The sequence below is a fragment of the Ideonella margarita genome, assembly GCF_038066635.1.
Classification (GTDB): Bacteria; Pseudomonadota; Gammaproteobacteria; order Burkholderiales; family Burkholderiaceae_C; genus Ideonella; species Ideonella margarita.
The window spans coordinates 596,544-619,389 of the sequence record NZ_JBBUTI010000001.1; the positions used below are offsets into that span (position 1 = coordinate 596,544).

A 22,846-nucleotide genomic window follows, 5' to 3' on the forward strand; every position below is an offset into this window, starting at 1 on the left:
GGGGCTATCCTTTAAAACGTTCGAAGTGGACGGGGCTGTCAGGCCAGATCCAACGCGTGGAAGACCGTGGATTTGACACGGCGCTGAGCGGCGTACTTGAGCCGCTGCGAGTGCACGACGGTTTTCAGATCAAACAGCGCCGTCTCGAACAAGCCGTTGATTATAACGTAGTCGAAGTGGCGGGCCTGTGCCACCTCCTCGCGGGCGTTCTGCATCCGCACGGCAATGACGTCTTCGCCGTCCTCGCCGCGGCGCCGCAGCCGCTGCTCCAGCTCCTGCCAGCTCGGCGGCAGGATGAAGATCAGCACGGCGTAGGGGAACAGCTGCTTGATCTGCAGTGCGCCTTGCCAGTCGATCTCCAGCACCACGTCTTCACCGGCCATCAGCCGGGCTTCGATGCCGATGCGGGAGGTGCCGTAGCGGTTGCCATGCACTTCCGCCCACTCGAAGAACTCGTTCGCCGCGACCATCGCGTCGAAGGCCGGGCGGTCGACAAAGTGGTATTCGCGGCCGTTTTGCTCCTGCCCGCGGGGTGCGCGGGTGGTGTGCGACACCGAGACGCGCAGGTGCGAGTCGAGCTCCAGCAGCGCCTTCACGAGGCTGGACTTGCCCGCGCCGCTCGGCGCGGCCACCACGAACAGATTGCCTGGGGTTTCCATCGTCAGCTCGCCTTATTCGAGGTTCTGCACTTGCTCGCGCATCTGCTCGATCAACACCTTCATGTCGACCGAGATGCCCGTCAGCTCCAGGGCTGCCGATTTCGAGCCCAGGGTGTTGGCTTCGCGGTGCAGTTCCTGGATCAGGAAATCCAGGCGCTTGCCCAGCTCGCCGCCGCTCTTGAGCAGGCGCTCGATCTCGTCGAGGTGAGCGCTGAGGCGCGACAGCTCCTCGGCCACATCGATGCGGATGGCAAACGCCGCGGCTTCGCCGAGGGCGCGGTCGCGGGCGGCCTCGGCCGAGACCGTGGCGCCTGCGCCGGCTTGCTCCAGCGCGTCGTTCCAGCGTTCCAGGAAGCGCTGCTGCTGTTTCTTCACGACGGCCGGCACCAGCGGCGCGGCCTGGCCGGCCAGCGCACGCAGGCCCACCACGCGCTCCATCAGGATCTGCACCAGACGGTCGCCTTCGCGAGCCCGGGCTTCCTTCAGGCCGTTGATGCCTTCGCGGGCGGCTTCCAGGGCCAGCTCGTCCATGCTGGTGGCGCCGGCGCCCTGGCCACCCTTGCACCAGTGCAGCACCTCGTTGACCGAGAGCGGCCGGGCCTTGGGCATCCAGCCGCTGATCGAGGCTTCGAGCCGGGCCAGGCGGTTGAGCTGCTCGGACGTCGGCTGGGGCACGGTGTCGTCCACCACACGGCTGAACGAGGCGCGCACCTCCACTTTGCCGCGCCGCAGGCCGGCCACCAGCAACTCGCGCACGGCGGGCTCCATGTGGCGCAGTTCGTCGGGCAGACGGAAGGCGATGTCAAGGAACCGGCTGTTGACCGAGCGGAACTCGAACGTGAGGCCGGGCTGAGCGGTTTCACCGAGGGCGACCGGGGCAGCGCTGGCGCTGGCGAACCCGGTCATGCTGTAAACTGGCATGAAGCTTTTGCAGGAAGCAAAAACCCGATTATGTCAAAGCCCAAACCAGCCCCGTTGCCCGCGGGCACCGTGGTCGGTGGTTACCAGATCATCAAGAAGCTGGCAGCCGGCGGATTCGGCGTTGTTTACCTCGCTGAAGACGAAACCCGACACTTGGTTGCCCTGAAGGAATACCTCCCCGCTTCGCTCGCCGAACGCGCCCCGGGAGAGTTGATTCCGCGGGTCAAGCCCGAGAAGCAGCCGCTGTACCGGCTCGGGCTGAAAAGTTTTTTCGAAGAAGGCCGCTCGCTGGCCCAGATCGCCCACCCGAGTGTGGTGTCGGTGCTGAATTTCTTCCGGGAAAATGAAACTGTTTACATGGTGATGAACTACCTGCAGGGCGACACGCTGCAGGACTTCATCGTCACGGCCCGCGATCTCAAGCGCGAAAAGGTCTTCCGCGAGTCCACCATCCGCAGCCTGTTCGACGAGATCCTGCGCGGCTTGCGCATCGTGCACCAGCACAAGATGCTGCACCTCGACATCAAGCCGGCCAACATCTTCATCACGAATGAAAACAAGGCCGTGATGCTCGACTTCGGTGCGGCGCGCGAAGTGCTGTCCAAGGAAGGCAACTTCATCCGGCCGATGTACACGCCGGGTTTTGCGGCCCCCGAGATGTACCGCCGCGACGGCTCGCTCGGGCCGTGGACCGACATCTACGCGATCGGCGCATGCATCTACGCCTGCATGCAGGGCTATCCGCCCACGGACGCGCCGCAGCGCATCGACAAGGACCGCCTGCCGCTGTCGCTCTCGCGCATGCGCAACACCTATTCCGACAACCTCATCGAGGTGACCGAGTGGTGCATGTCGCTGGATCCGCTGTCGCGTCCGCAGTCGGTGTTCGCCTTGCAGAAAGAGCTCTCGCGTGAAACCGAGCGCCGCTACACCTCCCTCAGCTTCACTGAACGCCTGAAGTTGCAGATCGAAAACCTGAAATCCGGGGCGCGCACCTGAGCGCCGACCCGAAGCAGCAGCAGCGACGCACATCATGAGGTTCTCTGTCTACCAAGTCAGCCGCAAGGGCGGCCGCGAAAAGAACGAAGACCGCATGGGCTATTGCTACACGCGGGATTCGGGCCTGTTTGCCCTGGCCGACGGCATGGGTGGCCACCCTGAGGGCGAAGTGGCCGCGCAGCTCGCGCTGCAGTGCCTGGCCGCGGCCTTCCAGCGTGAAGCCAAGCCGGCGCTGAAGAGCCCGCAGCGCTTCTTGCAGGACGCCATCCTGGCCGGCCACCATCAGCTGCTGCGCTACGCCACGGAAAAATCGCTGGTCGATACGCCGCGCACCACCATCGTGGCTTGCGTCATCCAGGGCCGCACGGCCTACTGGGCGCATTGCGGCGATTCCCGCCTGTACCTCGTGCGCGGTGGCAAGCTGGTTGCCCGCACCCGCGACCACTCGTACACCGAACTCCAGGAAACCCTGGCGCACGTGGTGCCCATCGACGCGCGCTTCAACCGCTCGGTGCTGTTCACCTGCCTAGGCAGCCCCGGAAAGCCGGTGGTCGATGCCGCTGGTCCGATCGCGCTGCAATCGGGCGACCGCATCGTGGTGTGCTCGGACGGTTTGTGGAGCACGGTGTCGGACGACGAAATCATCGAGATGCTGGCCGTGCGCCCGATCTCGGACGCCGTGCCCGAGCTGGTTGAGCAGGCCCTGCGCAACGGCGGCAGCCACGGTGACAACGTCACGGTGCTGGCGGTGGAATGGGAAGCCGCTGAAGACCGCGACAGCACCACGGGCATCTCCACCCGCACGCTGGGTGAGGACGTGTTTGCGTCCACCATCCAGGCCAGTCTGGCGGACGGCATGCCCGGCGACCTGGACGAAGCCGAGATCGAGCGATCGATCCGCGAAATCAACGAGGCGATCCAGCGCTCGTCCAAGAAGCGGCCCTGAACCTGAGGGCGCAGTGGGCGGTGCGGCGGCTTCGTCGTCCGGCGCTGCGGCCTTGCCGCGTACCGCACAGCCTGCCCGGGCACCGGTCGCCGAACCGCGCTTCAAGCGCAGCCATCTGTTTTGCCCGCCGGGCATCACCACGCGCCCATCTGCCAGCGCCGTGCACCCGGTCCATCAACTTTCAACGCCTTTTCCAAGAAACACCACCATGACGACTTTTGAACGCTCCAGCGGCCGCGCCGCCAATGCCCTGCGCCCTGTGCGCATCACCCGCGGCTACACGCGCCATGCTGAAGGCTCGGTCCTGATCGAGTTTGGCGAAACCCGCGTGCTGTGCACCGCCTCCGTGGAAGAGCGCGTGCCGCCGCACAAGAAGGGCAGCGGCGAAGGCTGGGTGACGGCCGAGTACGGCATGCTGCCGCGCGCCACCCACACCCGCAGCGGCCGTGAAGCCGCCAAGGGCAAGCAGACCGGCCGCACCCAGGAAATCCAGCGCCTGATCGGCCGCTCGCTGCGCGCGGTGTTTGACTTGGCTGCACTCGGCGAGCGCACCATCACCCTCGACTGCGACGTGCTGCAAGCTGACGGCGGCACCCGCACGGCGGCCATCACCGGCGCCTTCGTGGCGGCCCAGGACGCCGTCAACGTGCTGCTGTCGAAGAGCCTGCTGGCGGCCTCGCCGATTCGCGAGCATGTGGCTGCGGTGTCGGTGGGCATCGTCAACGGCACGCCGCTGCTGGACCTTGAATACATCGAAGACTCGGCTTGCGACACCGACATGAACGTCGTGATGACCGGCGCGGGTGGTTTCATCGAAATCCAGGGCACGGCCGAAGGCGCGACCTTCAGCCGCGAAGAGATGAACCAGCTGCTGCAACTGGCCACCGACGGCATCACCGATCTGGTGGCGCTGCAGAAGGCGGCGCTGTCGGCACCGCTGCCGGCCTGAGTACCCACGCTGCTGGAGACAAGTGATGAAGCTGGTGCTGGCGTCGAACAACGCGAAGAAGCTGAAGGAGCTGACGGCCTTGTTGTCGCCCCTTCACATCGAGCTGGTCAACCAGGGCGCGCTGGGCGTGGGTGAAGCGGAAGAGCCGCACATCACCTTCGTCGAGAACGCCCTGGCCAAGGCCCGGCACGCGGCGCAAGCCACCGGCCTGCCGGCCTTGTCTGATGACTCCGGCCTGTGCGTGTCAGCGCTGGGTGGCCGCCCGGGTGTGCAGAGTGCGGTGTACGCGCCTTACGCACCCGCCGCTGGCGCTGAGCGTGAAGCTGCACGCCAGGGCCAGGACGCTGCCAACAACGCCTTGCTGCTGGCGCGCCTGGGCGGCGCGATGGATCGCCGCGCCTGCTTTGTCAGCGCCCTGGTGGCCGTGCGCTCAGCCGATGACCCGGAACCCTTGATCGCCTTCGGTCGCTGGCACGGCGAGATCCTGACCGCACCGGACGGTGAGGGCGGTTTTGGCTATGACCCGCTGATGTTCATTCCCGCGCTGCAGAGCAGCGTGGCCCGTCTGTCGCCGGACGTGAAGAACGCACACAGCCACCGTGCGCTGGCCGCCGCGCAACTGCTGCAGTTGATGCGCAGCGCCTGGCACCTGGGTTGAGAGCCGCGGACACCTGCCGATGACGATGTCGCTGACCGACCGATACCTTCGCCCGGGCACCTTGCAACTGGGTGCGCCGCCACCGTTGTCGGTGTATGTGCACCTGCCCTGGTGCCTGAAGAAGTGCCCTTACTGCGACTTCAACTCGCACGAGTGGCGGCAGCCTGAAGCCGCCGACGCGCCGGCCCCTGGCCGCCTGCCGCCGCTGGTGGCCGAAGGTGCGGGCGCGATGCCCGAGCAGCGCTACCTGGACGCCCTCCGCGCCGACCTCGAAGCCAGCCTGCCCATGGTCTGGGGCCGCAGCGTGCATTCGGTGTTCATCGGTGGTGGCACGCCCAGCCTGTTTTCCCCCGAGTCGATCGGCCGGCTCATCAGCGATCTGCGTCAGTTGCTGCCGATGCAGCCGGGCTGCGAGATCACGATGGAGGCCAACCCCGGTACCTTCGAGAAAGACCGCTTCCGCGCCTACCGGGCTGCGGGCGTGACGCGCCTGTCCATCGGCGTGCAAAGCTTTGACGATGCCAAGCTGCAGGCACTGGGCCGCGTGCATGACCGCGAGCAGGCGCTGGCCGCCGTGCAGGAAGCCGCCGCCAGCTTCGACACCTTCAACCTCGATCTGATGTACGCCCTGCCGGGGCAGACCATCGACGAGCTGGCGCAAGACCTGCGCACCGCGCTGTCGTTTTCGCCGCCGCACCTGTCGCTCTATCACCTGACGATCGAGCCCAACACCGCGTTCGCGAACAACCCGCCTGAAGTGCCTGATGACGACACCGGCTCCGACATGCTCGATCTGGTGGCCGACATGACCGGGCAGGCCGGCTTGCAGCGCTACGAGGTGTCGGCCTATGCGCGGCCCGGGCACCGCTGCGCCCACAACCTGAACTACTGGCAGTTTGGCGATTACCTCGGCATTGGCGCCGGGGCACACGGCAAGCTGAGCTTCCCGCACCGGGTGGTGCGGCAGGTGCGCTGGCGCGAGCCGGCGGCCTACATGCGTGAGGCGCTGGCGGGCAAGGCCGTGTCGAACGAGCACGAGGTGACGCGCAAGGCGCTGCCCTTCGAGTTCATGCTCAACACGCTGCGGCTGCGCGACGGCATTGAAGCCGCGCTGTTTGCCGAGCGCACCGGCTTGCCGCCGTCAGCCGTGGCCCAGGGCCTGCAAGAGGCGCAGGACAAGGGCCTGCTGAAGATCGTGGAAGCGCCGATGGGCCGCGTCTGGCGGCCCACGGCGCGAGGCTTTGATTTCCTGAGCAATCTGCAGGAAATCTTCCTCTGAAGATCAGACGCGGTTGAGCGAGGCGCCGTGGGTCTGGCGCAGCTTGTCCATCAGGTGCGGCGCGATCTGCCCGAGCGGCAGCACTTCATTGGCCGCGCCATGGTTGATGGCCTCGCGCGGCATGCCGAATACCACGCAGCTGGCCTCGTCCTGGCAGTAGTTGTAGCTGCCGGCGTCGCGCATGATCTTCATGGCTTTCGCCCCATCGGCGCCCATGCCGGTGAGCATGATGCCGAAGGCATTCGGGCCGGCCACACGCGCCGCTGATTCGAACAGCACTTCCACCGACGGCTTGTGGCGGTTCACCGGTTCGCCGTCACGCACACGGGCTATGTAGTTGGCGCCCGAACGCTCGACGCTCAGGTGCAGGCCACCCGGTGCGATGTAGGCATGGCCGGGCAGGATGCGCTCACCGTCGGTGGCTTCCTTCACCCGGATCTTGCACAGGCCGTCCAGGCGGGCGGCATAGCTGCGCGTGAAGCCCGGCGGCATGTGCTGGGTGATGACCACGGCCGGCGCGTCCGGCGGCAGGTTGATCAGCACTTCCTTGGTGGCTTCGGTGCCGCCCGTGGAGGCGCCGATGAAGATGATCTTCTCGGTCGACAGTCGGCCCGCACTGGCCAGCATCGGCCGCGGCGCCACCGGCGCGGCACCGGGCGCTGCCGGGGCGGGCGCCTGCGTGCGCTTGATGTGGGCCTTCGATGCGATGCGCACCTTGTCGGTGATTTCTTCGGCCAGCTGTTTCAGGCCGTCCGCCACGCCGATCTTGGGCTTGGCGACAAAGTCCACCGCACCCAGCTCCAGCGCCTTCAGCGTGACTTCGGCACCGCGCTCGGTCAGCGTGGACACCATCACCACCGGCATCGGGCGCAGGCGCATCAGCTTGGCCAGGAAGTCCAGGCCGTCCATGCGCGGCATCTCCACGTCCAGCGTGATGACGTCCGGGTTCAGGTTGCGGATCATCTCGCGCGCAGCGTAGGGGTCTGCCGCCGAGCCGATGCATTCCATGTCGGTTTGTCGGTTGATGATTTCGGCCAGCAGGCTGCGCACCAGGGCCGAATCGTCGACCACGACCACACGGGTCTTGGGCATAAACGTCTCCTCGATTGTCTTGTGCGTCAGAACAGGTCCACCGAACCACCACCGGTCGAAGCCGGTGCAGCGCGTTGGGCTGCCACGCGGTCTTGTGCCACCAGGGCCTCGGCATTGGTCGGCGCCAAGCGCTTCACCATGGCCTTGCCGCTGAAGGGCAGGAAACAGACCTTGCGCGGGTAGATGTCCAGCACATCCTTGGAGACGATGGGAATGCGTTCCGTGGCCAGGAAGTCGGTGACGAACTTGGTGTTGCGTTCGCCGACGTTGATGGTGTTCATGCCGCTGATGACGGCGCCACCGCCGAAGATCTTGGCCTCCATCGTCAGACGCGAGGCGCCGCGCTTCATCATTTCGTTGATCAGCAATTCCATCGCATACGTGCCGTAGCGGCCGGATTCACCGGTGCCCTCGGGCAGCATGAAGTGGTTCATGCCTCCGACCTTGGCCTGGCGGTCCCACAGGCAGGCGGCGATGCACGAGCCCAGCGTGGTCATCACCAGCAGGTCTTCGTTGTCAACGAAGTACTCGCCCGGCAGGATCTTCACGGCTTCGTTCTTGAAGTGCGCGTCGTAGAAGAAGAACGACGCTTCGCCCGGCTTGCGGGGCTGGGCCTTCAATTTGTCGAGGCGGGCTGTCCGGTTGCCGGTGCCTGCCGCCAGGAGTCCGGGCGGGGGCAGGTTGCCGCGGGCGCCGGGGATCGGGGTCGAAGAGAGTGTGGCCATGAGCGGGTGTCCGTCAGTCGCAAACAGGAATGAGGTCGGTGTCGGTCAGGGGGGCGGTTGGGCAGAAGGCCTCAGACACGCTGGTAGATCGTCTTGCCGCGCAGGTGGAACAAATCGCGCGAATCGGTGAAGTTCTCGGAGTGACCGACAAACAGCAGGCTGCCGGGCTTCATCACGCCGTGAATGCGCTCCAGCACCTTGCGCTGGGTGTCGTGATCGAAATAGATCATCACGTTGCGGCAGAACACCATGTCGAAGGGCTCGCCCATCGACCAATGCGGCGTCATCAGGTTGAACGGCTTGAAGTCGACCATCTGGCCCAGTTCGGGCTTGACGCGGATGCTGCCCGAGTTCGGGCCGGTGCCGCGCAGGAAGTGCCGGCGCAGCCGCTCCGGCGACAGCCCGCGAGCGTCAGCCGAATACACGCCGCGCCGCGCCGTGGCCAGCACCTTGGTGTCGATGTCGCTGGCCATCAGCTTGGCGCCTGAGCGCTCCCCGAGCACCTCGGCCAGCACCATCACGATCGAATAGGGCTCTTCACCGGTCGAGGCGGCGTTGCACCAGATGCGGGGCGATTTGCTCATTCCCGGCGCCTTCAGGGCTTCGGCCAGAGCGTGGAAGTGGTGATCCTCGCGGAAGAAGGATGTGAGGTTGGTGGTCAGGCAGTTGATGAACTCCTGCCACTCCTGGTCGCCGTCGGCGCCGGAGGCGCGCTCCAGCCAGGCCAGGTAGTCCTTGAAGCTGCGGTGTCCGGTTTCCCGCAGGCGGCGCGACAGGCGGCTGTACACCATGGCGCGCTTGCCCTCGTGCAGGCTGATGCCCGCACGCTGGTAGATCAATTGGCGCACGCGCTCAAAGTCTGCCGAAGCGAACGTGAATTCGTGGTCGATGGTCTCCGCATCGGCGGAGGCGCCGCGCGAGGAGGGGTCGAGAAGTTGATTCATCGTTGAGTTTTTCGTGGCGGCAACGGGCACAGACAGCGGAAAGCGCATTCAGCGCCGTTGGTCCGCCATCTTCCTTTTCGGCCGTATTGATCACGACTGAAGTTGAGGGGCGTAACCTGGCCTTTTCCTGCCTATGGGTGGCGGGGGTGCACTGCTAGACTGCGTCGACACCCAAAAAAGTCGCAAAACGTGCCTCGTTCACTTGACATCCGCCCATCAGATCCAGCTTCGTTGAAGCTGGATCAGGCGTTGCAATTGCTGGTGCAATCCGGGCACAAACCGCCGCCGGGTGCGCCCGGCAGCGTGGCGTGGCTGCAGGGGCTGATCGATGCCCTGTGCGACCTCTCCAGCCGTGACGCCCTGACTGGCCTGGCGAACCGCCGCAGCTTCGAGGCCGCGCTGGCCCGGGAAATCGACCGTGTTGCGCGCTCCGGCGAGCCGGCGCTGCTGCTGATCCTCGACATCGACCACTTCAAGCGAGTGAACGACACCTACGGCCACGTCGTGGGTGACCAGGTCATCCGGATCGTTGCCGAGGGCCTGGCCGACTGCGTGCGTCCGATGGACTTGCCGGCCCGCGTCGGCGGTGAAGAATTTGCCGTGATCCTGCCGAATTGCCCGCCGGCGTTCGGGCAGACCGTGGCCGAGCGCATCCGCGCCAAGATTGAATCAAAGATTATTTCGCTGACGCCTACCCAGCATCTGGGTGTGACGGTCAGCGTGGGCGGTGCCTTTGCGCCGCAATGGGTTCGCTCCTCACCCAGCTTGTGGTGTGAGCGGGCCGACCTGCAGCTCTATCGCGCCAAATCCGAAGGCCGCAACCGCACTTGCCTGGAGCCCACGCCCGTCTCGTTGGTCAGCGCCGAAGAAAAGGGGCTGTTGTTTGGCAACACCCTGTCCGGGGACTCCGAATGAACGCCACCGCTACCAGCAAACAAGCCCGCATCACCGCCATCACCAGCGGCAAGGGCGGCGTTGGCAAGACCTTCATCTCGGCCAATCTGGCTGCCGCATTGGCTCGTCAAGGCGAGCGTGTGCTGGTGCTGGATGCCGACCTGGGCCTGGCCAACCTCGACGTGGTGCTGAACCTCTTTCCCAAGATCACCCTGCATGACGTCTTCACCGGCAAGAACAAGCTGGAAGAGGCCATCCTGCCGGCGCCCGGGGGCTTCTCGGTGCTGCTGGCTGGCTCCGGCATGGTCGAGTACTCGCGGCTGACGCCCGAGGTGCGCGACCAGCTGCTGGGCGTGATCGAACAGGTCCGGCCGCGGTTCGACCGCATCCTGCTGGACACCGGCGCCGGCATCTCAGACGTGGTGCTCTACACCGTGTCGCTGGCCGATGAAGTGCTGGTCGTGGCCACGCCTGAGCCGACTTCGCTGACCGACGCCTACGCCACCATCAAGGTGCTGGCCACGACGCAGGGCCGACGCGACCTGCGCCTGCTCGTCAATCAATCCAGTCGCACCGGCGAAGGCCGCACCATTCGTGGCCAGTTGCAGCAAGTGGTCGACCGCTACGTCAGCCCGGGGCTCGACAGCCCGGTCAAGCTGGAGTTCGTGGCCGAAGTGCCGGTGGACAGCGCGGTGCGCGATGCCGTGAAGCGGCGACAATTGCTGATCGACTGCTTCCCGGGCAGTGCGGCTGCCCAGGCTGTGGTGGCTGCGGCCGCCCGCCTGTGACCCGCTGATGACCGAACACACAACCCCTGACGCTGCCCCCGCCGAGCCCGTTGCCACCCCGTTCGAGCGCATGGGCGGTGAGCCCGGCGTGCGCGCGCTGGTGGACCGGTTCTACGACCTGATGGATCTGGAGCCTTCGCTGGCGGTGCTGCGCGAAGTGCACGGCAGCACGCTGGACGACGCCCGCGACAAGCTGTTCTGGTTCCTGTGCGGCTGGCTGGGTGGCCCGGACTACTTCGTGCAGCGTTTTGGCCATCCGCGCCTGCGCGCCCGCCACCTGCCGTTTTCCATCGGCCGGGTTGAGCGTGACCAGTGGCTGGCCTGCATGTACCAGGCGATGCGCGAGTGCGAGGTGGAACCCGCACTGGCTGAACGCCTGGAAAAGTCGTTCTTCGACACCGCCGACTGGATGCGCAACCGGGCCGATTGAGGCCCTGTTGCCGCGACCTTTTGTGGTGGTTACTGGCGCTGCTGCCAGGCCGCCAGCGCACCCCAACCTTCGTCCCACGCCGACGCCATGTCGGAAAACAGCGTGCCAGGATCAGCCGGACGGCTGCTGTTGACCATGCGCGCGCCCTTCAGGATGAAAGTCTTGGCCTGGGCCGACAACTGCTCAAACGCGGCGATGGCGCGGCTCAGTTCCTCGTCCCGCTGATCGCCCGACCACCAGGCAATCCAGCGGGCCGCCAGCTCGAAGGCCGAGCCCATCTGGCGGGTGCCTGCAAAGGCCCACGCGTGGTAGTGCGGCAGGCCTTGTTCGCGCAGGGCGGGCAGCTCTTGCAGGAAGCGCTCAGCAAAGCGCTGCACCGGGTTGTGCACCGGGCGGCGCGCCAGCAGGCCGGGCAACTCGGCACGCGCCAGCGCATGCAGCTCGGCCGATGGCCGCTGGCGCGTGCGGTCGAGGCGGATGAACTCGGCGAACAGCGGCAGGGCCACGGCATCGGCCGGCCGCGGCGTCAGGCCGAAGGTGCCGTCAAAATCCTCACCCGTCAGCTCAAAGCAGCCGGCGTTGTGGAAGTAAACCAGGCGCTTGGCGGCGGCATCGACGGACACCAGCACGATCGTGGTCTTGGTGTGGTTCTGCCGGTAGTCGGTGCCCGCCACGTCCGGCAGCCAGAAGGCGTCGGCTTCGACGCTCAGCAGCTTGCCGGCGGCCAGGTGTTCCAGGGCGTGGTCCAGCAGCGGACGCCAAATCGTCAGCTCCTGCACGTCGAGGCCATGACGCTCCCGCAGCAGGTCATGCGAGGGCTTGAAGAAGGTCCACTGGTCGCCTTCAAAATCCACCAGGGCACTGGCGCCCATCACGGCCAGCGGCTCCAGTGCCAGGCCGTGCAGCACACCGATCCACAGGTCGGTGTAGCAATTTTTCTCGGGCCAGATGGCGCCGCTCGCATGCAGGGCATGCGGCAGCTGGTGCAGTGGGCTGGGGCCGGGCCATGCGCTGGCCACCCCGGCCTGCGGGGTGGCTGGTGGCGCGCCGCTCATGACCAGAGTTGGGCACGCACCTCGGCGGGCCATTGGTTCACGTCGCAGCCGTGGGTCTTGAGCAGGGCCAGCACCACGCGCTCCAGGCCAAAGCCGAGGCAGGCGGTGTGGGCCGTGCTGCCGTCAGCGCGGCTGATGTCGAACTTGCTGGTGAAGTGCTCCTGGTGCCAGTTGAACGAGCACACGGCGGTGGGCTCAGTGGCTGACACCACGGGCACCACGATCTCGAACTTCAGGCGTTGCTCGCGCTGGCTGGTGGCCATCATCTTGCCGGCACGGCCAAAGAACGGGTCGTTCGCCACGTCGCTGTCGGCCGGCAGCCCCAGGCTGCGCAGCAGGGCCAGCCCGCGCTCCAGCCAGCTGTCGCGCCAGGCTTCCACGGCGTCCGGTGCGCCCACGCGAATGAACTCACGCATGCGGAAGGATTGCAGCCGTGTCGGCTCGTCAGACGGCTCATGCCGGAAGCACCAGTTGCGGGTGGTGACCAGGCGGCCACCCTCGGGCAGCAGGCCACTGAACATCGGGTAGACCGGATAGCAGGCCGCGGGCAGCAGCATCAGGTCGGTGATGTCGAGAAAGCTCTCCCAGCGCTCGCCAGCGCGTGCCTGGTCGGCCATCTCGCGTGCCTGCAGGCCCGTGCCGAAGAAGCTGTGGATGCTGCCGATGAGCTGCGGGAAGTTGTCGAGATAACCCATCTTCTCGATCATGGTGCGGGCCACCACGGGCGGGAAGGTCATCGCTTCGGCGCCGTCGTCTGCCGCGCTGTTCATGACCAGGGCATCAAAGCGTTCGAGGATGTCCTCGAACACCGGCCCGCGGCCGTAGGCGCCGCGGATGCCCGTGGGCAGGATCAGTCCGTGCGCTGCCAGCTCATCATGGAAGGCGTGCGGATCGTAGGCGTCAATGGTGTGGTTCGTCATGGTTCAGTCGGCCTTGTGGACCAGCAGCAGCGATGCGCTGCGGGCGGCGATGCGGCCGTTTGAAATCATCAGCGACGCCGACATGGCGTCTCGGTGCGCGCGGCCCATGCTGTAGGCCGAATCATTCTTGTAGCCCTGGATGCCGACGATCTGCAGGGCGCCCTGCACGATGCGCGGTGCAGCCTCGGAGCAGGCGGTCTTCAGGTTGTTCATCTTCAGGGCCCAGTCGACGCGGGTGAATGCTTCCGAATCGGTGCCTGCCACCACCTGGGCATCAAACTCCTGGGCCAGGCCCTGCCAGTGGTAACGCATGGTCTGCAGCTCCACATTCAGTTTGGCCAGGTCGGTGGCCACCGGCGGCACCACGCCGGGCGACTTGCGCGCCAGACTGCGCACATAGGCGGCGGCTTGCGCGTAGGCCCCGAAGGCCAGGCCCCACCACAGCGACGCCCAGAGGATGTGCGAATACGGCACCATCGTCAGCGCGGAGATGGCCGGGTAGCCTTCCGGCAGCACCTGCTGCACATGGGCCGAGGCCTTCAGATCGAAGCCCGGACTGCAGGTGCCGCGCATGCCCAGCGTGTCCCAGGTGGACATCTGCGTCAGCGTGCAATCTTCGCGGCGCACCAGCACCAGCAATTGATCGCCCGCGGCAGCGTCATCGGCGCGGCGGGTGGTGACCAGGATGCCGTCGGCCTGCGCGCAGTACGAGCCGGTCGTGGCGGCCTTCTGCAGCTCGAAGCGTTCATCCGCCTGCTTGAGCGCGCAGATGCTGCTGCGGGTGTCGCCCCAGGTGCCCACCTCCGAGGTCATCGAGCCCAGCAGCAGTTGCCGCTCGACCAGCTCGCGCATCACCTCCTGGAAATAGGGGTCGTCTTTGCCGTGGCGGGTGATGCAGCCGACCTGGATGTAGTGCATGGCCAGCACCATGGCGCTGGCGCCGCAATGCTGGGACAGCTGGCTGACGAGTTGCGTCAGCTCGGCCATCGTGCAGCCGGCCCCGCCGTACTGGCGCGGCACCGGGGCTGACAGCGCCCGCACGCGGCGGAGCGCGTCGACGGTTTCCTGCGGGAATCGGGCCTCGCGGTCCACGTCGGCGGCATGGGTGGCGGCCGTCTCCCGGGCGAGCTGGCGGACGCCGTCGAGCATGACGGGGAAGGGGGTGGCGGCGGTATCCATGGCGGTGTCCGTTGGCTGCATTTGCCCTGCCTGTGAGCCTTGTATCGGGCTGCTCGGACAGGGGCTTGCGCTATCGTGATGTTCAAACCTGAACAGGGACGGGCGTCTTGAAACGACGTCCGTCGTGTTACTTTCAGTTTCCCATATGGACGCAATAACCACCCTCAAAAGCCGCCTTGCCAATTGGGGGGGATGTGCGCTTGTAGAACCTGATGTAGCGCCAAAAGGCGCAGTGCTGTGGCTGCATGGCCGCGAAATGGCGCCGGAAGACGTGGTGCCGCTGTTGCAGGCCTTGCGCGCGCCGGTGTTGTGGTGCGTGCCTGCCGGACCGGTGCAGCACGGCCAGGGGCGGCATTCCTGGTGGCCGCCCTATGACGAGCTGGGCACGCCCGTTGATGACTTTGCAAGCCACCAGCCCGAGGGGCGTGCAGCTGCCTTGGCCAGCCTGCGGCTGTGGTGGGACATCTTCGGTGCCCCTGACCAGACCTTGCCCTGGATGGTGGCGGGCTTCTCGCAGGGGGGCATGTTGCTGGCGGAAGCGCTGGCGCACTGGCCTGAGGCGCCACGGCCCGATGCACTGGCCTGGATGTCCAGCTCTCGCGTGGGGGTGGCGGACTGGCCGACGCGTGTTCCCCTGCTGGCTGACATGCCCGTGCTGGTGGCGCACGGCAACCACGATGTCGCGCCGAGCCCGGCCGCCGGCGAGGCCTTGTGCGACTGGCTCGCGGCGCAAGGTGCGCGTTGTGACTGGCTTCCGTTTGATGGCGGCCATGAATTGCCGCTGGTGGTCTGGCGGCGTTTGCAGCGCATGGCCAACGCCTTGAAACGGCAAGACGTCAATTTTTCCTAGGGGCGTCGCCGGTGTGCCACTAATGTCAATTAGGGGCTGCCAAGGTGGGCGGGGCGTGCCTATCATTGACTCATTGAGAGCCAAATTGTAAGAAAATGTGCCAAGCCCGACGGGCCGCCGGTTGTACCAGCCGCGAAGGTCGACGCTTGAACACTGCCACCCTCAACGTGCTGAATCCTGATGACGTTTTTGTGGCGCCCACCCGGCGCCAGTCAGAAGGTGCCAGTCCTCCGGTCCAGGCCAGAGCCTGCGGGCGCCTCTTCCATCCACTGACCAAAACCTGCCGATGTTTGCCGGCAGGGTTGCTTTGACCATGACCAATTCACAAGACATCGCCCAACGTGTTCGCCAAGTGCTGGCCCAGCAGGCCCGCCTGTCGCACGACGCCCTGACGCTCGATGACGCCGCTGACCTCTACCAGGCCGGCATGACCTCCCACGCCAGCGTCAACGTGATGCTGGCGCTGGAGGCCGAGTTTGATGTCGAGTTTCCCGACCACATGCTGACGCGAGCCGTGTTCGCCAGCATCTCGGCCATCACGGCCGCCGTGGCGCGTTTGACGGACGCCTGACCGCGACGCCCCATGGTCGACTTCACGCCGCTGCCAGCACCCCGCTCACAAGGACGTCTCCTGACGGACGGGTGGTGTCTGGCGTCAGGTGAAGCGCCTGCTGCAGCCGACTGGCAGGCGCTGGATGCGCCGGCCACCGTGGCGCAGGCCTTGGCGCTGCCTGCCGATGACGCGGTGGCGGCTGACCTGGACGGCCGGACCTGGTGGTATCGCTGCCGTTTCGACCTGGCGCCTGCCGAACTCGACCGCGCCCTGCGCCTGGGTCTGGACGGTCTGGCCACCCAGGCCTCGGTCTGGCTGAACGGTGAGCTGCAGCTGAGCAGCAGCAGCATGTTCGTGCGCCACCAATGGGTGGTGGCCTCCACGCAGTGGCGCCCGTCGGGCAATGAACTGCTGATTCGTGTGGAGGCCTTGTCGCCGCTGCTGGCGCAGCAGCGCAAACCGCGGGCGCGCTGGCGTGCCCCGATGGTGGCGCACGCGGGCCTGCGCTGGTGGCGCACGAGCTTGCTCGGCCGCACGCCGGGCTGGTCACCGGCCTGGCCGCCGGTGGGCTTGACTGGTCCGGTGTGGCTGTCGCCTGCAGATGCCGACGCGCCCAGCGCATTGCAGCTCGATGCCGGTCTGTCTGAGGCGGGTGTGGGGCAGCTGTCGCTGGGTCTCCACTTGCCCGAGGGGGCCACTGAAGTGCACTTGTCGGTGACTGGCCGCGATGAGCAGTGGCAGTTCCCGCTGACGCTCAACCAGGGCCGGTGGCTGCTGCGCACCGAGGTGCCCGGCGCCCAAGCCTGGTGGCCCCACACCCACGGCGAGCCGGTGCGCTACGCACTGGCGCTTGCCTGGCGTTCAGCCGGTGGCGAGCTTCGGCATTCGCCGCTGGGGCACACCGGATTTCGGCGTGTGGCCTTGCTGACGCAGGAGGATGGCTTCGCCATTGAAGTCAACGGCGTGCCGGTGTTTGCCCGCGGTGCCTGCTGGACGCCGATGGATGCGCGCAGCCTGCAGGCCAGCCCCGCCCAGCTCGATGCCGAGTTGCAGCGCTTGCGTAAAGCTGGCATCAACATGCTGCGCCTGAGTGGCGCCACGCTGTACGAGGGTGAAGCCTTCTTTGACGCCTGTGATGCGCACGGCGTGATGGTCTGGCAAGACCTGATGTTCGCCAACATGGACTACCCCGCCACGGACGCGTCCTTCCAGGCGCAGGTGGCGGCAGAGCTCGATACGCAGTTGTCCATCTGGCGCGGCCGGCCTTGCCTGGCTGTTGTCTGCGGCAACTCCGAAGTGGCGCAGCAGGCCGCCATGTGGGGCGCTGATGCCAGCCTCTGGCAGCCGGCCTTGTTCCATGAACAACTGCGCGAGCGCATCACCCATGAATTGCCCGGCGTGCCGTATTGGCCCGGCAGTTCCATCGGCGGTGCCTACCCGTTCCAGCCGTCTGCCGGCACCACGTCGTATTACGGCGTGGGCGCCTACCGCCGTGGCACCCGCGACGCCACCCAGAGCGGGCTGCGCTTCGCGACCGAATGCCTGGCCCTGGCGCAGGTGCCGGGTGAGCGCGGCATGGCGCGGTTGCGTGCCGCAGCCGGCGGCACCACACCACCGGTGCACAGCCCGGCCTGGAAGGCGGGCGTGCCGCGTGACCTGGGCGCAGGATGGGATTTCGACGACATCCGCGACCACTATGTGGAGCGCCTGTACGGTGAATCAGTCGAGGCCCTGCGTCGCAGCCAGCCCGCGCGCCATCTGCAACTCGGCCGCGCTGTCGGTGCGGAACTCATCACCCGCTGCTATTCACAGTGGCGCCGGCCTGGCTCGGCCTGCAGCGGTGCGCTGGTGTGGTTCCTGCGCGATTTGCGGCCCGGTGCGGGCTGGGGCCTGCTCGACGATGCCGGTGATCCCAAGCAAGCCTTTCATGCGCTGGCCGATGTGTGCCAGCCGCAGCACCTGGGTGTGACGGACGAGGGCATGAACGGCCTTCACATCCACGCCGTGAACGACGGTGCCGAACCCCGCCACGGCAGCTTGCAATGGCGCCTCTGGCGCGATGCTGACGTGACGGTGGCGGAGGGGCGGCAGACCTTGTCCGTGCCTGCACGCGGCGGCATCAGCCTCGGTGTCAGCAGCCTGCTGCCCGGTTTTCTGGATGTGAACTGGGCCTTCCGGTTCGGCCCGCCACCGGCGCACGGTCTGCATCTGCGGTGGCTGGGCGAATCGGGCGAGCTGATCGCCGAGCGGGTGCACTTCATCGATCTGCCTGATGACGAGGCGCCGAGGCCGCTGGGCCATGCGGGCGATCCGGGCCTGCACGCGGTGGCTGCGGCACAAGACGACGGCAGCTGGCTGGTCACGGTGGGCAGTCGGGGAGCCGCACGCGCGGTGTATTTCGAGGCGGAGGGCTGGAGCCCGTCCGTCGAAGGTTTTCATCTGGCACCGGGCATGGCGCGCACTGTGCGCTTCACGCCCTGGCCTGGAACGTCCGCCCCCTGGCATGCCAGTGTCGGCGCCATCAATGCAATGACGACAGTGGTGGTGACCCATGCGCGATGAACAACGAAGTCAACACCGACCGTCCGACGGGCGTGCGGGCAGCGGACGCCGGCAGTTGTCGGTGCTGGGCATCCGCGGCATTCCGGCGGCGCACGGCGGCTTCGAGACCTTCGCGGCCCGGCTGGCGCCGTGGCTGGTGTCTCGCGGCTGGGACATCACCGTGTATTGCCAGGTCGACGAGATCGGCGAGCCGCACGTCACCTGGTGGCAGGGCGTGCGCCTGGTGCACATCGGCGTCGGCCCCGACACGGCGGTCAACAGCATGCGCTTCGACTGGGCCTGCATCCGCCATGTCATCAAGGAACGTGCGCCGCTGGTCTTGACCCTGGGCTACAACACCGCGCTGTTCGGTGCCCGCCTGCGCCTGGCGGGCGTCAAGCAGGTCATCAACATGGACGGCATCGAGTGGTCGCGGGCCAAGTGGGGCCGCCTCGCCCGCGCCTGGCTGTACCTCAACGATTGGGGCGGCTGCCTGCTGGCCGACCACTTGCTGGCCGACCATCCGCACATCGCCCGACACCTGTCGACGCGGGTGTCGATGTCGCGCATCAGCATGATTCCGTATGGCACCGACCGCATCGACGACGGTGATGTGGGCGTGCTGTCTGCCTACGGCCTGCAACCCGGCGGCTATGTCACCTTGATCGCTCGCCCCGAGCCTGAAAACTCGGTGCTGGACATCGTGCAGGCCTTCTCCGCGCGCCGCCGTGGAGTGAAGCTGGTGGTGCTGGGCAACTACCACCCGGACGTCATTCCCTTCCATGCCGAGGTGCTGGCTGCGGCGAGCGACGAGGTGCAGTTTGTCGGTGGCATCTATGAGCCCGAGCGCGTGGCGGCCCTGCGGCTGCACAGCCTGCTGTATGTGCACGGCCACCGCGTGGGCGGCACCAACCCGTCGTTGCTGGAAGCGATGGGTGCGGGCAACGCCGTGCTGGCCCACGACAATCGCTTCAACCGCTGGGTGGTGGGCGAGGGCGCTGCGTATTTCAACGGCCCTGAGCAGGCGGCCGAAGAACTCGATGATTTGTTGAACAATCCGGCCCGCCGTGCGCAATTGGCTGCGCACAACCGCCAGCGGGCGGCCACCACCTTCGCCTGGCCGCGGGTGCTGGAAAGTTACGAGCAGGTGCTGGCGGCCTGGCATGCGCGGGCGATCGGTCAGGCGCATGTATCTCTGCCGGCCTGGACTGGCCGGCCTGAAGGCAACCAAGGGGCAGATTCGTGAATCAAGCTGTTGTGCAAGACCGGGCTGCTGATGTGGTGGCAGCCGTGGGGGCTGCCCTGGAGGCCCGCACCCCGCGTGCCACCGGGCTGCAACGCTTGGCCCGTGGGCTGTGGACGGCCGCCTGGGCCGGCACCGTGGCCGGCGTGCTGGTGGCGTGCAGCCATGCACCGGCCCAGCCGCCCAGCCAGAGCGTGCCCTTGCTGAACCTGCCGCCGCAAGCGGTGGCAGCCAGTGCACCGGCCGCAGTGCCCAACCCGGCGCCTGAGCCCCTGCGCTACACCCTGTCGGTGGGCGACGAAATCGACATCCGCGTGCCCGATGCACCGCAGCTCGACCAGAGCCTGAAGGTGCGCCCCGACGGCAAGATCAGCCTGGCGCTGGTTGGCACGGTGCATGCGCAGGGCCGTACGCCCGATGACCTGCAGGCCGAGTTGCGTGAGCGGCTGCAGGCGCTGGACGGCGCACCGGGCCAGCGCGAATACCTGCTGCAGCCCAATGATGAAATCGAGCTGAAATTCCCCTGGTACCCGCAGCTCAATGAGGTGCTGAAGCTGCGGCCGGACGGTCGCATCCAGGTGCAGATGGTGGGCACCCTGCTGGCTCAGGGATTGAGCCCGGAAGAGTTGCAGGGGCAGTTGCGCCAGCGCTATGCCCGCTACCTCAAGCAGCCTGATCTGTCGGTCATCGTGCGCAGCGTCACCACCCAGAACGTGCGGGTGCCGGGCGGCACGGGCCGCGCCGGTCTGGCGCAGTTGCAACCGGTGGTGGTGGCGCGTGGCTTTGCGGTGCAGCAGGTGTTCGTGGGCGGTGAGGTGGGCAAGCCTGGCGTGCTGCCGTTCCGGCCCGGCATGTCGCTGCTGCAGGCGCTGGTGGAAGCCGGGGGCCAGCTGCCCACGGGCGACATGGGACAGCTGGTGCTGCTGCGCCGCGCGCCTGACAACACCGCCCAGGTGCTGCACCCGGCGCTGGCCGACGACTACCTGAAGTCGCCTGACCGCGACATCGTGCTGCAGCCCTTTGACGTGGTGCTGCTGCCCAAGAGTGAACCGGCATCGCTGGCGGACCGCCTGAACCTCTATGTGTTCAACCTGTTCCCGCCGCTGAAAAACAGCTCCGTCGGCTTTGGCTACAGCCTGCGCCCGAACGCCACCAACTGAGGTCGACCCGGCATGTCCGTTTCCTACCAACAGGCTGTCCAGGCAGCCCCCTTGTTCAGCGGCGAATCGGCCGCTGTGCCGCGCGACTGGCCGGCCGTGATCTGGCGCCAGGGCGTCTGGGTGCTGGCCTGCACCGGCCTGACCACCGTGCTGGCGCTGGCTTTCATCAAGGCCCAGGTGCCGCTCTACACGTCGGCCGCCCGGGTCTGGGTGCAAACCGAACAGCAAGGCACGCCGTCGTTCCTGTCGGGCATCACGGCTTATCGCGAATCGCCCTTGCAGGACCCGGTGAACCGCAAGATGGAGACCGAGATGGAGCTGATGCTGTCCCGCACCAGCATCGCGTCCGTCATCGAGCGTTTGAGCATCACCGAAGACCAGCTGGCACGCACGCCGATGAACCAGGTGCGCACCACGCTGAACCGCTGGCTCGGCCGGGCACCATTGCCCACCGACCCGGTGCGCATGAATGCCCTGGTCGACATCTTCCTCGAGAGCGTCAGCGTGGCGCCGCAGCGCTCCAAGACCGCCGAGACCGCGTCGAACGTGCTGGAGCTTCGCCTTGAATGCGCCGACCGTGAACTGGCCCCGCGCGCGCTCGCCGCGCTGCTCGAAAACTACCTGCGTGTGGGCGCCCAGCAGAACCGACGCCTCGGTGAATCCACCTCGCACCTGATCGAAACCAAGCTCACCGACGCCCGCTCCGAGCTGGCCCAGGTGGAGCAACGCATGGTCGATCTGGCGATGTCGGCCAGCGGGCAGGGCGCCTTGACGGCCGGTGCGCTGGACGGTGTGTCAGCCGCGCCGCGCGACATCACCCCGCCGATCGGCAATGCCAGCCTGCGCATTGACCTGGGCATGGAGGGCGGCACGGCCGGTCACAGCCAGGCGGTGTCGCTGCTGCGCTCGCAGACGCTGGAGATGCAGGCGCGCCTGGAAGAAATGCGCCAGCTCTACACCGACGATGCCGACAACGTGCGCAGCCTGCGCGAGCGGCTCAACCAGGCGCGGCAGCGCTTGAGCCAGGGCGTGCGCGAAGGCGTGCGCGTGGGGGCGCAGATGGCGCGCCTGGAGCGCGAGCGCGCACTGGCCCAGGACCGCTATGTGGAGCTGCAGAAGAAGTACGACCAGATCGACCTGTACCTGAAGCTGAACCCCACCGAGGCCGACAGCCGTGTGGTGGTTGATGCGCCGCAGCTGCCCCTGCCGGAAGAGGGCCGCAAGCGCGGCTCGCTCGCGATGCTCGCACCGCTGGCCGGCCTGCTGCTGGGCCTGCTGGTGGCCGGCTGGCGCGAGATGACCGACCGCCGCCTGCACGGTGCCATCGAGCTGGCGCGCCTGCCCGGCGGGCTGACCGTGCTGGGCAGTCTGCCCCGATTGAGTGATGCGGAACGCCAGCAGTTGCTGGGCGCGCGCAGCCGATAACCCGAATGGCCACCTCCATGTCCAAGCTTGACTCCTTGATGATCCAGCGCACCGCGCTCGCCCTGCGTGAGCGTGTGGGTTACGAGCCCTGCGTGGTGCTGGTCAGCAGCGCTGCAGACGGCGAAGGTAAGTCGCTGGTGGCCCGCGCGCTGGCCCGTGCCCTGGCCGTGCAGACGCCCGGACGCGTCGGCCTGGTGAGCCTGCAGCCAGAGATGAGCGCACCGGCCGGGCCGGGCTGGCGCGAGCTGCTGGAAAGCGGCCAGATGCCCGCCGGCACCGACACCGACGGCTTGTGGGAACTGGCAGCTGGAGGCGGTGCCTTGGCGGCGTCGTCAGACGTTGCGCTGTTCCGCATCGATGCGGTGGCCCAGGCGGTTCAGGCGCTGCGTGCCCACCGCGCGCTGGTGCTGGTGGATGGCCCGAGCTTGGCGGCGTGTGGCGCGCTGGTGCCGCAGGTTGATCAGATCTTGCTGGTGGTGAACAGCCAGCGCACCACCGACCGTGCGCTGTCGAAGGCCATGCAGGCGGCGAATGTGGCGCCCGAGCGCGTGGCCGGTGTGGTGCTCAACCGCCAGGCCAGCGTGCCCGGCTGGCTGCGCGGCACCTGATGCCCCTGCCTCTGCCGCTGCCCATAAC

General features: G+C 67.1%; 23 protein-coding genes. 15 read left to right on the plus strand and 8 right to left on the minus strand.

All coding sequences use genetic code 11. The annotated features are described in order from the left end of the window. Positions 1-38: 38 nt before the first annotated feature. Positions 39-659 carry a guanylate kinase gene (gmk, locus tag AACH00_RS02710; RefSeq protein ID WP_341397399.1) on the minus strand — a complete coding sequence of 207 codons (621 nt, stop codon included), beginning with the start codon at positions 657-659 and terminating at the stop codon, positions 39-41. A gap of 12 nt (positions 660-671) precedes the next feature. Further along, positions 672-1,580 carry a YicC/YloC family endoribonuclease gene (locus AACH00_RS02715; RefSeq protein WP_341397400.1) on the minus strand — a complete coding sequence of 303 codons (909 nt, stop codon included), beginning with the start codon at positions 1,578-1,580 and terminating at the stop codon, positions 672-674. Positions 1,581-1,610: 30 nt separating this feature from the next. On the opposite strand from AACH00_RS02715, the gene AACH00_RS02720 reads away from it, so the two are divergent. From AACH00_RS02720 to hemW, 5 genes are all read left to right on the plus strand, one after another. After that, positions 1,611-2,579 (plus strand): serine/threonine protein kinase, encoded by a 969-nt coding sequence (locus AACH00_RS02720; RefSeq protein ID WP_341397401.1) that lies wholly within the window; start codon positions 1,611-1,613, stop codon positions 2,577-2,579. Between the two features lie 34 nt (positions 2,580-2,613). Further along, complete coding sequence (locus AACH00_RS02725; protein ID WP_341397402.1) at positions 2,614-3,525, plus strand: PP2C family protein-serine/threonine phosphatase; 912 nt, start codon at positions 2,614-2,616, stop codon at positions 3,523-3,525. Between the two features lie 208 nt (positions 3,526-3,733). Beyond that, complete coding sequence (rph, locus tag AACH00_RS02730) at positions 3,734-4,474, plus strand: ribonuclease PH (protein WP_341397403.1); 741 nt, start codon at positions 3,734-3,736, stop codon at positions 4,472-4,474. Between the two features lie 25 nt (positions 4,475-4,499). Then, positions 4,500-5,132, plus strand: a complete 633-nt coding sequence (locus AACH00_RS02735; RefSeq protein ID WP_341397404.1) for a non-canonical purine NTP pyrophosphatase — start codon at positions 4,500-4,502, stop codon at positions 5,130-5,132. 19 nt (positions 5,133-5,151) lie between these two features. Then, entirely contained in the window at positions 5,152-6,411 is a 1,260-nt protein-coding gene (gene hemW / locus AACH00_RS02740; RefSeq protein ID WP_423221878.1) for a radical SAM family heme chaperone HemW, read from the plus strand. A gap of 3 nt (positions 6,412-6,414) precedes the next feature. On the opposite strand, the gene AACH00_RS02745 is transcribed toward hemW, so the two are convergent. The 3 genes from AACH00_RS02745 to AACH00_RS02755 all read right to left on the minus strand — a co-directional run bounded on the left by AACH00_RS02745 (position 6,415) and on the right by AACH00_RS02755 (position 9,172). After that, positions 6,415-7,503 carry a protein-glutamate methylesterase/protein-glutamine glutaminase gene (locus AACH00_RS02745; protein ID WP_341397405.1) on the minus strand — a complete coding sequence of 363 codons (1,089 nt, stop codon included), beginning with the start codon at positions 7,501-7,503 and terminating at the stop codon, positions 6,415-6,417. Positions 7,504-7,529: 26 nt separating this feature from the next. Continuing rightward, on the minus strand, positions 7,530-8,228 hold the full coding sequence (gene cheD, locus AACH00_RS02750; protein WP_341397406.1) for a chemoreceptor glutamine deamidase CheD: 699 nt from the start codon (positions 8,226-8,228) through the stop codon (positions 7,530-7,532). Positions 8,229-8,299: 71 nt separating this feature from the next. Then, positions 8,300-9,172, minus strand: a complete 873-nt coding sequence (locus AACH00_RS02755) for a CheR family methyltransferase (RefSeq protein WP_341397407.1) — start codon at positions 9,170-9,172, stop codon at positions 8,300-8,302. A gap of 231 nt (positions 9,173-9,403) precedes the next feature. On the opposite strand from AACH00_RS02755, the gene AACH00_RS02760 reads away from it, so the two are divergent. Genes AACH00_RS02760 through AACH00_RS02770 form a run of 3 tightly spaced genes read left to right on the plus strand, consistent with a single transcriptional unit; the run spans position 9,404 to position 11,284 of the window. Continuing rightward, the gene (locus AACH00_RS02760; RefSeq protein ID WP_341397408.1) at positions 9,404-10,087 is read left to right on the plus strand and encodes a GGDEF domain-containing protein; all 684 of its coding nucleotides are present in this window, start codon (positions 9,404-9,406) and stop codon (positions 10,085-10,087) included. Continuing rightward, a complete protein-coding gene (locus AACH00_RS02765; protein ID WP_341397409.1) occupies positions 10,084-10,854 on the plus strand; it encodes a MinD/ParA family protein in 771 nt (256 codons plus the stop codon). Before AACH00_RS02760 ends, AACH00_RS02765 begins: the two co-directional genes overlap by 4 nt. A gap of 7 nt (positions 10,855-10,861) precedes the next feature. Continuing rightward, positions 10,862-11,284, plus strand: coding sequence for a group II truncated hemoglobin (locus tag AACH00_RS02770; protein WP_341397410.1), 423 nt, complete (start codon positions 10,862-10,864; stop codon positions 11,282-11,284). A gap of 29 nt (positions 11,285-11,313) precedes the next feature. Here AACH00_RS02770 and AACH00_RS02775 read toward each other — a convergent pair whose 3' ends face one another. Genes AACH00_RS02775 through AACH00_RS02785 form a run of 3 tightly spaced genes read right to left on the minus strand, consistent with a single transcriptional unit; the run spans position 11,314 to position 14,438 of the window. Then, positions 11,314-12,339 carry a DUF1839 family protein gene (locus AACH00_RS02775; protein ID WP_341397411.1) on the minus strand — a complete coding sequence of 342 codons (1,026 nt, stop codon included), beginning with the start codon at positions 12,337-12,339 and terminating at the stop codon, positions 11,314-11,316. Next, positions 12,336-13,259 (minus strand): amino acid--[acyl-carrier-protein] ligase, encoded by a 924-nt coding sequence (locus tag AACH00_RS02780; protein ID WP_341397412.1) that lies wholly within the window; start codon positions 13,257-13,259, stop codon positions 12,336-12,338. The genes AACH00_RS02775 and AACH00_RS02780 overlap by 4 nt, the downstream gene beginning before the upstream one ends. 3 nt (positions 13,260-13,262) lie before the next feature. Next, positions 13,263-14,438, minus strand: a complete 1,176-nt coding sequence (locus tag AACH00_RS02785; protein WP_341397413.1) for an acyl-CoA dehydrogenase family protein — start codon at positions 14,436-14,438, stop codon at positions 13,263-13,265. Positions 14,439-14,670: 232 nt separating this feature from the next. On the opposite strand from AACH00_RS02785, the gene AACH00_RS02790 reads away from it, so the two are divergent. From AACH00_RS02790 to AACH00_RS02820, 7 genes are all read left to right on the plus strand, one after another. Beyond that, complete coding sequence (locus AACH00_RS02790; protein ID WP_341397414.1) at positions 14,671-15,288, plus strand: alpha/beta hydrolase; 618 nt, start codon at positions 14,671-14,673, stop codon at positions 15,286-15,288. 313 nt (positions 15,289-15,601) lie between these two features. Continuing rightward, positions 15,602-15,859 (plus strand): acyl carrier protein, encoded by a 258-nt coding sequence (locus AACH00_RS02795; protein ID WP_341397415.1) that lies wholly within the window; start codon positions 15,602-15,604, stop codon positions 15,857-15,859. 12 nt (positions 15,860-15,871) lie between these two features. Beyond that, positions 15,872-18,403: a glycosyl hydrolase 2 galactose-binding domain-containing protein gene (locus tag AACH00_RS02800; RefSeq protein ID WP_341397416.1), complete on the plus strand. Its 2,532-nt coding sequence runs from the start codon at positions 15,872-15,874 to the stop codon at positions 18,401-18,403. Further along, a complete protein-coding gene (locus AACH00_RS02805) occupies positions 18,393-19,628 on the plus strand; it encodes a DUF1972 domain-containing protein (RefSeq protein ID WP_341397417.1) in 1,236 nt (411 codons plus the stop codon). Before AACH00_RS02800 ends, AACH00_RS02805 begins: the two co-directional genes overlap by 11 nt. Next, positions 19,625-20,785 (plus strand): polysaccharide biosynthesis/export family protein, encoded by a 1,161-nt coding sequence (locus AACH00_RS02810; RefSeq protein WP_341397418.1) that lies wholly within the window; start codon positions 19,625-19,627, stop codon positions 20,783-20,785. Before AACH00_RS02805 ends, AACH00_RS02810 begins: the two co-directional genes overlap by 4 nt. Before the next feature lie 12 nt (positions 20,786-20,797). Further along, entirely contained in the window at positions 20,798-22,210 is a 1,413-nt protein-coding gene (locus AACH00_RS02815) for a Wzz/FepE/Etk N-terminal domain-containing protein (RefSeq protein ID WP_341397419.1), read from the plus strand. A 17-nt stretch (positions 22,211-22,227) separates the two neighbouring features. Further along, complete coding sequence (locus AACH00_RS02820; protein ID WP_341397420.1) at positions 22,228-22,818, plus strand: P-loop NTPase family protein; 591 nt, start codon at positions 22,228-22,230, stop codon at positions 22,816-22,818. The last annotated feature ends 28 nt before the right edge of the window (positions 22,819-22,846 follow it).

Excerpts from the sequence above, each read along its gene's own strand:
- AACH00_RS02775 (WP_341397411.1), bottom strand. The coding sequence starts at position 12,339 with ATGAGCGGCGCGCCACCAGCCACCCCGCAGGCCGGGGTGGCCAGCGCA.
- AACH00_RS02720 (WP_341397401.1), top strand. The coding sequence starts at position 1,611 with ATGTCAAAGCCCAAACCAGCCCCGTTGCCCGCGGGCACCGTGGTCGGT.
- AACH00_RS02725 (WP_341397402.1), top strand. The coding sequence starts at position 2,614 with ATGAGGTTCTCTGTCTACCAAGTCAGCCGCAAGGGCGGCCGCGAAAAG.
- cheD (WP_341397406.1), bottom strand. The coding sequence starts at position 8,228 with ATGGCCACACTCTCTTCGACCCCGATCCCCGGCGCCCGCGGCAACCTG.
- AACH00_RS02815 (WP_341397419.1), top strand. The coding sequence starts at position 20,798 with ATGTCCGTTTCCTACCAACAGGCTGTCCAGGCAGCCCCCTTGTTCAGC.
- AACH00_RS02820 (WP_341397420.1), top strand. The coding sequence starts at position 22,228 with ATGTCCAAGCTTGACTCCTTGATGATCCAGCGCACCGCGCTCGCCCTG.
- AACH00_RS02795 (WP_341397415.1), top strand. The coding sequence starts at position 15,602 with ATGACCAATTCACAAGACATCGCCCAACGTGTTCGCCAAGTGCTGGCC.
- gmk (WP_341397399.1), bottom strand. The coding sequence starts at position 659 with ATGGAAACCCCAGGCAATCTGTTCGTGGTGGCCGCGCCGAGCGGCGCG.
- hemW (WP_423221878.1), top strand. The coding sequence starts at position 5,152 with ATGACGATGTCGCTGACCGACCGATACCTTCGCCCGGGCACCTTGCAA.
- AACH00_RS02770 (WP_341397410.1), top strand. The coding sequence starts at position 10,862 with ATGACCGAACACACAACCCCTGACGCTGCCCCCGCCGAGCCCGTTGCC.
- AACH00_RS02715 (WP_341397400.1), bottom strand. The coding sequence starts at position 1,580 with ATGCCAGTTTACAGCATGACCGGGTTCGCCAGCGCCAGCGCTGCCCCG.
- AACH00_RS02745 (WP_341397405.1), bottom strand. The coding sequence starts at position 7,503 with ATGCCCAAGACCCGTGTGGTCGTGGTCGACGATTCGGCCCTGGTGCGC.
- AACH00_RS02805 (WP_341397417.1), top strand. The coding sequence starts at position 18,393 with ATGCGCGATGAACAACGAAGTCAACACCGACCGTCCGACGGGCGTGCG.
- AACH00_RS02755 (WP_341397407.1), bottom strand. The coding sequence starts at position 9,172 with ATGAATCAACTTCTCGACCCCTCCTCGCGCGGCGCCTCCGCCGATGCG.
- AACH00_RS02785 (WP_341397413.1), bottom strand. The coding sequence starts at position 14,438 with ATGGATACCGCCGCCACCCCCTTCCCCGTCATGCTCGACGGCGTCCGC.
- AACH00_RS02800 (WP_341397416.1), top strand. The coding sequence starts at position 15,872 with ATGGTCGACTTCACGCCGCTGCCAGCACCCCGCTCACAAGGACGTCTC.
- AACH00_RS02735 (WP_341397404.1), top strand. The coding sequence starts at position 4,500 with ATGAAGCTGGTGCTGGCGTCGAACAACGCGAAGAAGCTGAAGGAGCTG.
- rph (WP_341397403.1), top strand. The coding sequence starts at position 3,734 with ATGACGACTTTTGAACGCTCCAGCGGCCGCGCCGCCAATGCCCTGCGC.
- AACH00_RS02780 (WP_341397412.1), bottom strand. The coding sequence starts at position 13,259 with ATGACGAACCACACCATTGACGCCTACGATCCGCACGCCTTCCATGAT.
- AACH00_RS02765 (WP_341397409.1), top strand. The coding sequence starts at position 10,084 with ATGAACGCCACCGCTACCAGCAAACAAGCCCGCATCACCGCCATCACC.